Annotated in this window: 12 protein-coding genes and 1 riboswitch; of the genes, 5 read left to right on the forward strand and 7 right to left on the reverse strand. The window is 71.0% G+C overall.

Annotation, left to right across the window (positions count from 1 at the left end; all coding sequences use genetic code 11):
* The first annotated feature begins 114 nt into the window (after positions 1–114).
* The 4 genes from rlmN (at position 115) to B079_RS0105550 (ending at position 5,245) form a co-directional block, all read left to right on the forward strand.
* Positions 115–1,221, forward strand: coding sequence for a 23S rRNA (adenine(2503)-C(2))-methyltransferase RlmN (rlmN, locus tag B079_RS0105535; RefSeq protein WP_018544783.1), 1,107 nt, complete (start codon positions 115–117; stop codon positions 1,219–1,221).
* Positions 1,222–1,289: 68 nt separating this feature from the next.
* Positions 1,290–1,398, forward strand: a riboswitch (TPP riboswitch).
* Between the two features lie 84 nt (positions 1,399–1,482).
* A complete protein-coding gene (locus B079_RS0105540; protein WP_018544784.1) occupies positions 1,483–2,565 on the forward strand; it encodes a thiamine ABC transporter substrate-binding protein in 1,083 nt (360 codons plus the stop codon).
* Positions 2,566–2,621: 56 nt separating this feature from the next.
* Positions 2,622–4,223 carry an ABC transporter permease gene (locus tag B079_RS0105545; RefSeq protein ID WP_018544785.1) on the forward strand — a complete coding sequence of 534 codons (1,602 nt, stop codon included), beginning with the start codon at positions 2,622–2,624 and terminating at the stop codon, positions 4,221–4,223.
* Positions 4,223–5,245 carry an ABC transporter ATP-binding protein gene (locus B079_RS0105550; RefSeq protein WP_018544786.1) on the forward strand — a complete coding sequence of 341 codons (1,023 nt, stop codon included), beginning with the start codon at positions 4,223–4,225 and terminating at the stop codon, positions 5,243–5,245. Before B079_RS0105545 ends, B079_RS0105550 begins: the two co-directional genes overlap by 1 nt.
* Before the next feature lie 110 nt (positions 5,246–5,355).
* On the opposite strand, the gene B079_RS0105555 is transcribed toward B079_RS0105550, so the two are convergent.
* From B079_RS0105555 to B079_RS0105585, 7 genes are all read right to left on the reverse strand, one after another.
* Complete coding sequence (locus B079_RS0105555; RefSeq protein ID WP_037801121.1) at positions 5,356–6,060, reverse strand: LAETG motif-containing sortase-dependent surface protein; 705 nt, start codon at positions 6,058–6,060, stop codon at positions 5,356–5,358.
* 210 nt (positions 6,061–6,270) lie between these two features.
* A complete protein-coding gene (locus B079_RS0105560) occupies positions 6,271–6,828 on the reverse strand; it encodes a chloramphenicol phosphotransferase CPT family protein (protein WP_018544788.1) in 558 nt (185 codons plus the stop codon).
* A 22-nt stretch (positions 6,829–6,850) separates the two neighbouring features.
* Positions 6,851–7,258, reverse strand: a complete 408-nt coding sequence (locus tag B079_RS0105565) for a VOC family protein (RefSeq protein ID WP_018544789.1) — start codon at positions 7,256–7,258, stop codon at positions 6,851–6,853.
* Positions 7,259–7,353: 95 nt separating this feature from the next.
* Complete coding sequence (locus B079_RS0105570) at positions 7,354–8,634, reverse strand: hypothetical protein (protein WP_018544790.1); 1,281 nt, start codon at positions 8,632–8,634, stop codon at positions 7,354–7,356.
* Positions 8,616–9,356, reverse strand: coding sequence for an ABC transporter ATP-binding protein (locus tag B079_RS0105575; RefSeq protein ID WP_026248388.1), 741 nt, complete (start codon positions 9,354–9,356; stop codon positions 8,616–8,618). The genes B079_RS0105570 and B079_RS0105575 overlap by 19 nt, the downstream gene beginning before the upstream one ends.
* Positions 9,357–9,561: 205 nt before the next feature.
* Positions 9,562–10,926, reverse strand: a complete 1,365-nt coding sequence (locus tag B079_RS0105580; protein WP_018544792.1) for an aspartate aminotransferase family protein — start codon at positions 10,924–10,926, stop codon at positions 9,562–9,564.
* Positions 10,927–10,928: 2 nt separating this feature from the next.
* A complete protein-coding gene (locus B079_RS0105585; protein WP_026248389.1) occupies positions 10,929–11,447 on the reverse strand; it encodes an Lrp/AsnC family transcriptional regulator in 519 nt (172 codons plus the stop codon).
* A gap of 166 nt (positions 11,448–11,613) precedes the next feature.
* Between B079_RS0105585 and B079_RS0105590 the strand changes: the two genes are divergently transcribed.
* On the forward strand, positions 11,614–13,053 hold the full coding sequence (locus B079_RS0105590) for a gamma-aminobutyraldehyde dehydrogenase (RefSeq protein WP_018544794.1): 1,440 nt from the start codon (positions 11,614–11,616) through the stop codon (positions 13,051–13,053).
* Positions 13,054–13,153: the final 100 nt, after the last annotated feature.

Raw genomic sequence — 13,153 nt, forward strand, 5'->3', positions numbered from 1 at the left:
CCGTCCCTGGGCCGTCCGAGGTCGACCAACGCTGACAGTCGGCACTCGAGGGTGACCACCCCCACCCCGCTCTGGCCTGGGCCCCTGGAGATGATCTGCCACACTGGACGTGTTATGCCTGCACCCGGAGAACTCACTTTTGTCGCGCCGCGCGGAGCCAAGAAGCCGCCGCGGCATCTTGCCGATCTCACGCCTGCGGAGCGTAAGGACGCTGTCGCGGAGGCCGGGGAGAAGCCGTTTCGCGCCAAGCAGCTGTCGCAGCACTACTTCGCCCGGTTCGCGCACGACCCCGAGGAGTGGACGGACATTCCGGCCGGTTCCCGGGAGAAGCTGCGGGAGGCGCTGTTCCCGGAGCTGATGTCGGTGGTCCGGCATCTGGCCACCGACCAGGGGACCACCCGTAAGACCCTGTGGCGGCTGTTCGACGGCACGCTCGTGGAGTCCGTGCTGATGCGGTACCCGGACCGGGTCACCATGTGCATCAGCTCGCAGGCCGGGTGTGGGATGAACTGCCCGTTCTGTGCCACGGGCCAGGCCGGGCTCGACCGGAACCTGTCCACCGCCGAGATCGTGCACCAGATCGTGGACGGCATGCGGGCGCTCAGGGACGGGGAAGTGCCTGGTGGGCCCGCTCGGCTCTCCAACATCGTCTTCATGGGGATGGGCGAGCCGCTGGCCAACTACAAGCGGGTCGTCCAGGCCATCCGAGCGCTCACCGATCCCGCTCCCGACGGGCTCGGGCTGTCCCAGCGTGGGATCACCGTCTCCACCGTCGGTCTCGTCCCCGCCATCCACCGCTTCGCGGACGAGGGCTTCAAGTGCCGGCTCGCGATCTCCCTGCACGCCCCCGACGACGAGCTGCGCGACACCCTCGTCCCCGTGAACACGCGGTGGAAGGTGCGCGAGGTGCTGGACGCCGGGTTCGAGTACGCGGAGAAGTCGGGCCGACGGCTGTCCATCGAGTACGCGCTGATCCGGGACATCAACGACCAGGCGTGGCGTGGCGACCGGCTCGGCCGCCTGCTCAAGGGCAGGCCCGTGCACGTCAACCTGATCCCGCTGAACCCGACCCCCGGCTCCAAGTGGACCGCCTCCCGCCCCGAGGACGAGAAGGCGTTCGTGGAGGCCATCGCCGCGCACGGCGTGCCGGTGACCGTGCGGGACACCCGGGGCCAGGAGATCGACGGGGCGTGTGGTCAGCTCGCCGCCACCGAGCGGTAACCTGGGCCGGTCGTACAACAGTCGTACAACGCGATACCAGTACAACTTCATACGAGACATACATCTGCATATTCCGACAGGGGAGCGCCACAGCGCTGAGAGTGCGGCACCAAGGCCCGCAGACCCTCTGAACCTCGCCCAGGTCATTCTGGGTAGGAAGTTCGGTCATCACTCAAGCTGTTGCGCCCTGCCCGGGCTCCGTCCGCGGAGACCGGGCAGGGCGCCGCGTCTCTTCCTGGCCAGACCCAGGAGGAACATCCAGTGCACACCAAGACCCTCGTGGCCGCGGCGGTCGGCCTCGGCATGGTCACGCTGTCCGCGTGCGGCTCCGGCGGCTCCGGCGCCGGGCACACCGCCGCCGACACCAAGACCGTCACCCTGGTCAGCCACGACTCGTGGGCCGCGTCCAAGAGCGTCGTCCAGGACTTCGAGAAGCAGTCCGGCTACAAGGTCCGCGTCCTCAAGGACGGCGACGCCGGTCAGGCCGTCAACAAGGCGATCCTCACCAAGGACCACCCCCAGGGCGACGTTCTCTTCGGCGTCGACAACACCCTGCTCTCCCGCGCCCTCGACAACGGCCTCTTCGAGCCGTACACCGCCAAGGGCCTCGACCAGGTCGACGCCGCCTTCCAGCTCGATGGCGCCAAGCACCGCGTCACGCCCGTCGACTACGGCGACATCTGCGTCAACTACGACAAGGCGTACTTCACGAAGCACAAGCTCACGCCCCCGCGGACCTTCGCCGACCTCGCCGACCCGAAGTACAAGAACCTCCTGGTCACCGAGAACGCCGCCACCTCCTCGCCCGGCCTCGGCTTCCTGCTCGGCAGCGCCGCGCAGTACGGCGACAAGGGCTGGACGGGGTACTGGAAGAAGCTCAAGGCCAACGGCGTGAAGGTCGTCGACGGCTGGGAGCAGGCGTACTACCAGGAGTTCTCCGGCTCCTCCGAGGGGAAGAAGGCGGGCGGCGACCGTCCGCTCGTCGTCTCCTACGCCTCCTCGCCGCCCGCCGAGGTCATCTACGCCAAGAAGCGGCCCTCGACCGCCCCGACCGGCGTCGCCGAGGGCACCTGCTTCCGGCAGACCGAGTTCGCCGGACTGCTGAGCCACGCCAAGAACCCCCAGGGCGGCAAGGCGTTCCTCGACTTCCTGCTGACGAAGAAGTTCCAGCAGGACATGCCGCTGAACATGTTCGTGTACCCGGTGGTCAAGGACGCCGAGGTGCCCGCCGAGTTCACCGAGTACGGCCCGGCCGCCAAGGACCCGGAGACCATGGCGCCCGCCCGGATCGCCGCCAACCGCGACCAGTGGGTCAGCTCGTGGACGTCGCTCGTACTCAAGTAGCCGCGCGGCGGGCAGCCAGGCGGCGCGTCCGCGCGAACGCGGCCCGGCTCGGTCTCATGGCCGTGCCGGCCGCGTTCTTCGCGGTGTTCTTCGCCTGGCCCGTCGCCGCGATCGTGCTGCGCGGCCTGAAAGCGGACGGCAGCTGGCACCTCGGGCGCATCGCGGACGTGCTCACCCGCCCCGACATCCGCCATGTCCTGTGGTTCACCACCTGGCAGGCGCTCGCCTCCACCGCGCTCACCCTGCTGCTCGCGCTGCCCGCCGCCTATGTCTTCGCCCGGCTCGACTTCCCCGGCAAACAGGTGCTGCGGGCCGTGATCACCGTGCCGTTCGTGCTGCCGACCGTCGTCGTCGGCACCGCCTTCCTGGCCCTCGTCGGCCACGGCGGGCTCCTGGACGAGCTGTGGGGCGTACGCCTGGACACCACGGTGTGGGCGATCCTGCTCGCGCACGTGTTCTTCAACTACGCGGTCGTCGTGCGCACCGTCGGCGGCCTGTGGGCCCAGCTCGACCCGCGCCAGGAGGAGGCGGCCCGGATGCTCGGCGCCTCTCCGCTGAACGCCTGGCGCCGGGTCACGCTGCCCGCGCTCGCGCCCGCCGTGGCCGCCGCCGCGCTGATGGTCTTCCTGTTCACCTTCACCTCCTTCGGTGTGGTGCAGATCCTCGGCGGACCGACCTTCTCCACCCTGGAGGTGGAGATCTACCGGCAGACCTCCGAGGTCTTCGACCTCAGCACCGCCGCCGTCCTCACCCTGCTCCAGTTCGCGGCGGTCGGTGCGATCCTCGCCGTGCACGCCTGGACCGTACGGCGGCGCGAGAGCACCCTGCGGCTGGTCGACGCCTCGGTCACCGCCCGCCGCCCGCGCGGCGCCGGACAGCGGGCGCTGCTCGCCGGGGTCCTCGCCACCGTCGCCCTGCTCCTGGTCCTGCCGCTCGCCGTGCTCGTCCGCCGCTCCCTGGACGCGCCCGGCTTCGCCTACTACCGGGCGCTGACCGACGCCGACGGCGGTACGTTCCTGACGGCGCCGCTGAACGCGGTGTGGACCTCGCTGGAGTACGCGGTCGCCGCCACCGCCATCGCCCTGGCGATCGGCGGACTCGCCGCCGCCGCGCTGGCCCGCCGGGACGCGGGACGGCTGGTGCGCGGGTTCGACGCGCTGCTGATGCTGCCGCTCGGCGTCTCCGCCGTGACCGTCGGCTTCGGCTTCCTGATCGCCCTGGACCGGCCGCCGCTGGACCTGCGCGAGTCGTGGATCCTGGTCCCGCTCGCGCAGGCCCTGGTCGGCGCCCCCTTCGTCGTACGGACCATGCTGCCCGTGCTGCGCGCGGTGGACCTGCGGCTGCGGGAGGCGGCCTCCGTGCTCGGGGCGTCGCCCTGGCGGGTGTGGCGGGAGGTCGATCTGCCGCTGGTGCGCCGGGCGTTGCTGATCGCGGCCGGGTTCGCGTTCGCCGTCTCCCTGGGCGAGTTCGGGGCGACCGTCTTCATCGCGCGCCCCGACAACCCGACCCTGCCCGTCGCGGTGGCCCGGCTGCTGAGCCGTCCCGGGGAGCTGAACTACGGCCAGGCGATGGCCCTTTCCACGATTCTCATGGTCGTCTGCGCGGCGGCCCTGCTCCTCCTGGAGCGGGCCCGCGTGGACCGGACGGGGGAGTTCTGATGCTGCTGAGCCTTCGGGAGGCGACCGTACGTCTCGGCGGACGGCCGGTGCTGGACGGCGTGGACCTCGATGTGGCCGAGCACGAGGTGGTGTGCGTGCTCGGGCCGAGCGGCAGCGGTAAGTCCACGCTGCTCAGGACGGTCGCCGGACTCCAACCGCTCGACGCTGGGCGGGTGTTGCTCGACGGCCGCGACCAGGCGGGCGTGCCCGCGCACCGGCGGGGCGTGGGGCTGATGTTCCAGGACCACCAGCTCTTCCCGCAGCGGGACGTCGGCGGCAACGTCGCCTTCGGACCCCGGATGCACGGGGTGCCGAGGGCCGAACGGGACGCCGAGGTACGCCAGTTGCTGGAGCTGGTCGGGCTGCCTGGCGCCGAACGGCGGGCGGTGGCCGGGCTGTCCGGCGGCGAGCAGCAACGCGTCGCGCTCGCGCGGGCTCTCGCGCCCCGGCCCCGGCTGCTGATGCTGGACGAGCCGCTGGGCCAGCTCGACCGTTCGCTGCGCGAACGCCTTGTGGTCGAACTCCGTGAACTCTTCGGCCGGTTGGGCACCACCGTGCTCGCCGTCACGCACGACCAGGGCGAGGCGTTCGCCCTGGCCGACCGGGTGGTGGTGATGCGGGAGGGGCGGATCGCCCAGTCCGGTACGCCCCTTGAGGTGTGGAAGCGGCCCGCCGACGCGTTCGTGGCCCGCTTCCTCGGCTTCGACAACGTGGTGGCGGCGACCGTCACCGACGCGGTCGCGGACACCCCGTGGGGCAAGCTGCCGGTGCCGGAGGGCTCGCCCCAGGGCGGGCGCGAACTGCTCGTACGGCCCGCCGGGGTACGGCTGGTGGCCGAGGACGCGGGGCTGGCGTGCACGGTGGTCGCGCGCACCTTCAAGGGCACCCATGTGTCGGTGCGGCTGCGGCCCCGCGACGGCGGGCCCCTGCTGGAGGCGGCCTGCGCGCTGGCCGACGCCCCGGAGACGGGTGCTGGGGCCGGTGTGGTGTTCGACGCGGCGGATGTGGTCGTCCTCGGCTGACCGTGAGAAGGAACGCGGCCGGAAGGGGGACCGGAAACGCGACCGCGGCCCGCCCCCGTGGATTCGGGGACGGGCCGCGGTTGTGCAGCGGTGGTGGGTGAAGCCCGGCGTCAGCTGCCGGTCTTCGCGCCACGGCGGCGCATACCGAAGTACACGGCGCCGCCGCCGACGACCACGAGGGCGCCCGCGACACCGGCGATCAGGCCGGTGTTGGAGTTGGCACCGGTCTCGGCGAGGTTCGAGTCACCGATGGCCGCGGACGGCGCGTTGCTCGGGACGTCGGACGCCGGGGCCGCGGCGCTCTCGGACGCCGAGTCGGACGGGGAGGCGCTCTCCTCGGCCGGCTCGGTCTCCGACGGAGACGGCTTGGCGGACTCGGAGGCGGACGCGCTCGGAGCGGGCGAGTCCTCCTTGCCGCACGCCGTGGCCGGAGCGGTCAGGTTCGGCGTGATGTCCTTGTTGTTGATGAACCGGGGCACGTTGACGCTGACGCGGTAGACGGCGCCGGGCTTCCAGTCCTCGTCGAAGGTGATCTTGGCGCCTTCCCGGGTGCCGGTCACCTCCTGCTCGCCGATCTTCTTCTCGTCGGCGCCGTTGTTCTCCAGGAACACCGTGACGGTGGCCTTCTGGCCGGAGAAGTCCTTGTCGGTGACGACGATGGAGCCCTTGCCACCGGTGCAGACGGCCTCGGCCGAGAACTCGCTGATGTTGCAGGCGAGAGCCTGACCGGAGACGCCCAGGACCAGCGCGGCAGACGCGGAGGCAAGACCCAGGATGCGCACGGAACGGCGTGCGTTGCGGCGGGATATGGACAAGTCCTGTCCTTTGCTGAGTGCAGAACTGCGGGGGGTAGTGGGGGAGTTGGGGCGGGGTGAGGCGGAGCCCCGGCACCCCCACGAGACACACAGGTTTATAAGCGCTCCATAAGGAGTGTCAATGCGTAGGCGCCTGTGAGCCGCTGACTTTACTGTCTTATTAACTGAAGAGACGTTTCAACGCCTCGGGCGCCGACTCTATCCGGTCGCTCATCTGGGCAGGTAACGCCCCCGCAAGCGGGAGAAGGCTGTGGGAGTCGGCCAGTGGGCCACCAACTTCTTGATGTCCTCGGCGCATTGACGCGGACTCGCCTCGTCCGTGTCGCACTCCAGGTCGTAGTCGCCGTGCGCGTGCACCACGTCGTACTGCTGGGCGGCGAGGCCCAGCGGCCGGTCGCCCCGGGCCCGTTCCCGGCGCTCCAGTTCGGCCGGCGGGCAGTGGACGCCGACGAAGAGCACCCGCTCGGCGGGCAGGACCTCCAGACAGTCACGCAGGCGCCAGGGCTCGCTGAGCACATGGTCGACGACGAGATCGTTGCCCGCCGAGGCCATGGCGGCGATCGCTCGGTGGAAACCCGCCCGCGTGCGGCGCAGCACGGCGTCCAGCTGGTCCGGGGGCAACTCCCGCCGGGTGCGCATCGCGTTGAAGTCGTCGACGGCCAGATGGAAGAAGGCGCCGTCGTCCAGGATGTCGAGCAGCGCGCGGGCGATGCTCGACTTCCCCGAACTGGATGTGCCGTTGAGGAAGATGATCCGGCTGCTCGTCATCCGGGCATCTTCACACCGGAGTTCAGCCCTGGATCGCCGCCGGGTCCATCCACACGACCTCCCAGGTGTGCCCGTCCAGGTCGTCGAAGGCGCGGCCGTACATGAAACCCTGGTCCTGCGGCTCGCCGTGCGCCGTGCCGCCCGCCGCGATCGCCTTGTCCACCAGCTCGTCCACCGCCGCCCGGCTCTCGGCGCTCAGACAGAGCAGCACCTCGCTGGAGGTCCGCGCGTCCACGATCTCCTTGTCGGTGAAGCGGGCGTAGTGCTCGCGGGTCATGAGCATCGCCACGATGGTGTCGCTGATGACGACACAGGCGTTCTCGTCGGTGCAGAACTGCGGGTTGATCTCGTAGCCCAGCTCGGTGAAGAACTTCCGCGCGGCCGGGACGTCGGCGGTGACCAGGTTGACGAAGATCATCTGGCGGTACATGAGGCCCTCCGGGGTCCGTGTGCTCGATGGTGTCCGCCAGGTAGACGGCGGAGCGCCCCGGAACTCATCGGTGCGCTCGGCACGCGTCGGTGCCCTCAGCGGCCCGTGGGCAGCGCGGACAGATAGGCGATCAGCAGGGTCAGCGGGACGAACACCGCGAGCAGGGCGCCCGCCCGCAGCGCGGCGGCACTGCGCAGCATCGTCGCCGGGGCGCCCAGGCGCAGCAGCGCGGCGGTGGTGTCGGCGCGGGTCTGGCGGGCTTCCACCGCGGCGGTCAGCAGTGTGGCCAGCGTGCAGCCCGCCACCACGAGCGTGCCGAGCAGCGTCAGCGGGCCGAAGGGCGGGGCGGAGCGGTCGTACAGCACGGTCATCGAGAACGCGGCCGACACCACCGCGCAGAGCACGCCGAGCGGGCGCCCGATCCGGGTCGCCTCGGCCATCAGGACCCGCCCGGCCAGCAGCCTGAGCGCACCGGGCTGCGCGCTCTGCAGCAGGCGTCCGGCCAGATACGTCAGCCCGGGCGCGGCCAGGACGAGACCGAGGGCGGTGAGCATCCAGCCCGCGAGCACCGCCGCGCCCTCGGCGGGCAGCGCGGCGAGCGAGGGCGCGGGCGTGACCCGGCCCGCGTACGCCTGGACCGCGAGACCGCCCGCCAGCGCGGCGACGCCCCAGGGGAATCCGGCCGGTGCCTCGCGCGGGGCGGGCGGCACGGCGACGGTCTCGGGCTCACCGACAGCCGTACCGGCGCCCGTACCGAAGCCCGTATCGGCAGCCGCACCGGCGTTCTTGCCGTCGGCCGGGGGCTCGGGGGCCCCGGCCGGACGGCGTCCGAGCGCCGTGTCGTACCAGCGCGCCCCCGCGCGCCCTTCCCGGGGGCGCAGGGCGAGGGCCACCGTCAGCGAGGCGACGGCCGGGGCGAGGGCGAGCAGGGTCAGCGTGGCCGGTACGGGCAGTGACTCGTCGGCGGCGAGGAGCTTCGCCCCGTCACCGTCGAACGGCATCCCCGTGATGTCGCCGCGCAGATGCAGGAAGAACATCAGCGCCACCAGCGAGCCCAGCACGCAGGACAGCGCCGTGGTGAGCGCCGAGATCGCCATCAGCCTGCCGGGGCCGAGCCCGACCGCGGAGAGCCCCGGGCGCGGCCGGGTGCCGGGGTCGGTGCGGGCCACCGCGAGCGCGAGATACGCGGTGGCGGCCAGCGGCACCACGCACCAGGCCAGGCGCAGCGCGCCCGCGCCCGGGGTCGCGGGGTGGCCGAGCGCGTAGCCGAGGGAGCCGAGCAGCAGGAACCCGGTGCCCGCCGAGGCCGCGGCCACCAGCAGGCGGCGCAGCTGGACGGCGGGCCGGGCCGCACGGGTCAGGCGGAGAGCGAGCACGCGGCCCGGCCCTCCTTCTCCTCCACGTCCGGCAGATGCACGGTCTTGACGCGCCGGCCGTCCAGCAGGGAGACGGTGCGGTCGGCGAGGGCCGCCGTCTCGGGGTCGTGGGTCGCGAGGACCACGGTGATGCCGTGCGAGCGGGCGGCCGTGGTGAGGGTGCGCAGGACGTGGCCCCGGTCGGCGCGGTGCAGCGGGGCGGTCGGCTCGTCGGCGAAGAGGACCGTCGGTCCTGTGGCGAGCGCGCGGGCGATGGCGACGCGCTGGCGTTCGGCGTGCAGCAGCGCGTGCGGGCGCTTGCGGGACTTGTCGCCGATGTCCAGGCGCTCCAGCCACTCCATGGCGGCCACCTTGGCCCGGCGCCGGGTGGTGCCGCGCAGCATCAGGGGGAGCGCGGCGTTCTCCCAGACGTTCAGCTCGGGGACGAGGGCCGGGGCCGGGTCGATCCAGCCGAACCGGTCGCGGCGCAGCCGTTCGCGCGAGAGCGGGCCCATGGTGTGCACCGGGGTGCTGTTGAACCAGACCTCGCCGTCACGCACGCGCACCTGGCCGGACAGACAGCGCAGCAGGGTGGTCTTGCCGCTGCCGCGCGGACCGCCGACGGCAAGGATCTCGCCCTCCCGCACGCCGAGCGAGATCCCGGCGATGCCGGGCGAGCCGTCGGGGTGCCTGAAGGTGAGCGAGCGTGCCCAGAGCACGTCGTTGTCCGGCGGGGCCTCCATGGCGTACACCTCGGTTCTGATCCGTTTTCCCGTGTCCCGTCCCCCGTCCGGGGGAACGAAACGCCGGGCCGATCGGTCACTGGGCACGCTAAGGAGCCGTCGCCCCGAGGCCGGACAGCACACGGCACCGGGCCGCCGTTCTCACTCGAACGGGCGGCGCCGGGGCCGGGGCCGGTCGACCGACCGGAGGCATCCGCGCGGGAGGTCAGAGCTTGGTCCACGCCTCCGTCAGGGTGGCGCGCAGGATCTGCTCGATCTCGTCGAAGGTCTCCTGGTCGGAGATCAGCGGCGGGGCGAGCTGGATCACCGGGTCGCCCCGGTCGTCGGCGCGGCAGTACAGGCCGTTCTCGAACAGCTTCTTGGAGACGAAGCCGTAGAGGATGCGCTCGATCTCGTCGCCGTCGAAGGACTCCTTGGTGTTCTTGTCCTTGACCAGCTCGATGCCGTAGAAGAAGCCGTTGCCGCGCACGTCGCCGACGATCGGCAGGTCGTACAGCTTCTCCAGGGTCGCGCGGAAGGCGCCCTCGTGGTCGAGGACGTGCTGGTTGAGGCCCTCGCGCTCGAACAGGTCGAGGTTGGCGAGGCCGACGGCGGCGGAGACCGGGTGGCCGCCGAAGGTGTAGCCGTGCAGGAAGACGTTGTCGCCCTGGTAGAAGGGCTCGGCGATCCGGTCGGAGACGATCGTCGCGCCGATCGGGGAGTAGCCCGAGGTCATGCCCTTGGCGCAGGTGATGATGTCCGGGACGTAGCCGAACTTGTCGCAGGCGAACATCGTGCCCAGGCGGCCGAAGGCGCAGATGACCTCGTCCGAGACGAGCAGCACGTCGTGCCGGTCGCAGATCTCGCGCACCCGCTGGAAGTAGCCGGGCGGCGGCGGGAAGCAGCCGCCGGCGTTCTGCACCGGCTCCACGAAGACCGCGGCGACCGTGTCCGGGCCCTCGAACAGGATCTGCTGCTCGATCTGGTCGGCGGCCCAGCGGCCGAACGCCTCGGGGTCGTCGCCGAAGAGGGGGGCGCGGTAGATGTTGGTGTTCGCGGCCTTGTGCGCGCCGGGCACCAGCGGCTCGAACGGCGCCTTCAGCGCGGGCAGACCGGTGATGGAGAGGGCGCCCTGCGGGGTGCCGTGGTAGGCCAGCGAGCGGGATATGACCTTGTGCTTGGTGGGCTTGCCGACCAGCTTGAAGTACTGCTTGGCCAGCTTCCAGGCGGTCTCGACGGCCTCGCCGCCGCCGGTGGTGAAGAAGACCTTGTTGAGATCCCCGGGCGCGTACCCGGCCAGGCGCTCGGCCAGCTCGATCGCCTTCGGGTGGGCGTAGGACCACACCGGGAAGAAGGCCAGCTCCTGGGCCTGCTTGAGGGCGGTCTCGGCCAGCTCCGTCCGGCCGTGCCCGGCCTGCACCACGAACAGGCCCGCGAGGCCGTCCAGGTACCGCTTGCCCTGGTCGTCGTAGATGGAGGTGCCCTCGCCCCGGACGATGGTCGGGACGGGGGAGTTCTCGTACGAGGACATGCGGGTGAAGTGCATCCACAGGTGGTCGTACGCGCTGCGGCTGAGGTCCTTCTGGGTCACGGTTATCGGGTTCCCCACATGTAGGTCTGCTTCTTGAGCTTCAGATAGACGAAGCTCTCGGTGGAGCGCACGCCGGGCAGCGCCCGGATGCGCCGGTTGATCACGTCCAGCAGGTGGTCGTCGTCCTCGCAGACGATCTCGGCGAGGAGGTCGAAGGAGCCCGCGGTCATCACCACGTACTCGACGTCCGGCATGGCGGTCAGCGCGTCGGCGACCGTCTCCACGTCGCCCTCGACATGGACGCCGACCATCGCCTGGCGGCGGAAGCCCACGGTGAGCGGGTCCGTCACGGCGACGATCTGCATCACGCCCTGGTCGAGGAGCTTCTGCACGCGCTGGCGCACGGCCGCCTCGGAGAGGCCGACCGCCTTGCCGATCGCGGCGTAGGGCCTGCGGCCGTCCTCCTGGAGCTGCTCGATGATGGCGAGGGAGACGGCGTCCAGCTGGGGGGTGCCGTTCCTGGACTCGCGGGCGGAGTCCCTCTGTTCTGCGCTTCGACTGGCCACGGCTTCACTGTGCACCAGGGATCGACAGTTTCGCAAGGTCGATGCGATGAAATCCGTTGTTTCGATCGCGTGAAGCTGCGGATATCGCACCGATGAGGCGATCGGGGGTGTTGAAAACGTCGCATCTGCGTCTAGGGTGGGTGTCTCAGTGATTGGGACACCCGAACTTGGAGGGCCGGCAGTGAGCACCGAGCTGCGTCGTCTGCGCAACTACATCGACGGTGAGTTCCGGGACGCCGCCGACGGACGGACCACCGAGGTGGTCAACCCCGCAACCGGCGAGGCGTACGCGACCGCGCCGCTGTCCGGGCCGGCGGACGTGGACGCCGCCATGGCGGCTGCCGCCGCGGCCTTCCCGGCCTGGCGCGACACCACCCCCGCCGAGCGGCAGAAGGCCCTGCTGAAGATCGCGGACGCGTTCGAGGAGCGGGCCGAGGAACTGATCGCGGCCGAGGTGGAGAACACGGGTAAGCCGGTCGGGCTGACCCGCACCGAGGAGATCCCGCCGATGGTGGACCAGATCCGCTTCTTCGCGGGCGCGGCCCGGATGCTGGAGGGACGCTCCGCCGGTGAGTACATGGAGGGCCTGACCTCCATCGTCCGCCGCGAGCCGGTCGGCGTCTGCGCGCAGGTCGCGCCGTGGAACTACCCGATGATGATGGCCGTGTGGAAGTTCGCCCCGGCCCTCGCGGCGGGCAACACGGTCGTGCTCAAGCCGTCCGACACCACCCCGGCCTCCACCGTCCTGATCGCGGAGATCCTGGGCTCGATCCTGCCCAAGGGCGTCTTCAACGTCGTCTGCGGCGACCGCGACACCGGCCGTCTCATGATCGAGCACCCCGTCCCGGCGATGGCCTCCATCACCGGCTCGGTGCGTGCGGGCATGTCGGTCGCCGAGTCCGCCGCCAAGGACCTCAAGCGGGTCCACCTGGAGCTGGGCGGCAAGGCGCCGGTCGTCGTCTTCGAGGACACCGACATCCCCAAGGCCGTCGAGGACATCTCGGTCGCGGGCTTCTTCAACGCGGGCCAGGACTGTACGGCCGCCACCCGCGTCCTCGTCCAGGAGTCCATCCACGACGAGTTCGTCGCCGCGCTCGCCAAGGCCGCCCAGGAGACCAAGACCGGGCAGCCGGACGACGAGGACGTGCTCTACGGCCCGCTGAACAACCCCCACCAGCTCCAGCAGGTCTCCGGCTTCATCGAGCGGCTGCCCGCCCACGCCAAGGTCGAGGCGGGCGGCCACCGGGTCGGCGACAAGGGCTACTTCTACGCCCCGACCGTCGTCTCCGGCCTCGACCAGGACGACGAGATCATCCAGAACGAGGTCTTCGGTCCCGTCATCACCGTCCAGTCCTTCACCGACGAGGACCAGGCCGTCGAGTGGGCCAACGGCGTCGACTACGCGCTGGCCTCCTCGGTGTGGACCAAGGACCACGGGCGCGCGATGCGGATGTCCAAGAAGCTGGACTTCGGCTGTGTGTGGATCAACACGCATATTCCGCTGGTCGCGGAGATGCCGCATGGTGGCTTCAAGAAGTCGGGGTACGGCAAGGATCTGTCGGGGTACGGGTTCGAGGACTACACGCGGATCAAGCATGTGATGACTTCGCTGGACAGCTAGTCGCTCTGCTGGGTTCGGCTGGTTTTCCGGCTGCGGGTGCGTGGGGGCTGGTCGCGCTCACGCGGCGGTAGCCGCATATCGACACAGCCCCGCGCCCCTG

It is taken from the genome of Streptomyces sp. LaPpAH-108 (assembly GCF_000373625.1).
In the GTDB taxonomy this organism is placed as follows: domain Bacteria; phylum Actinomycetota; class Actinomycetes; order Streptomycetales; family Streptomycetaceae; genus Streptomyces.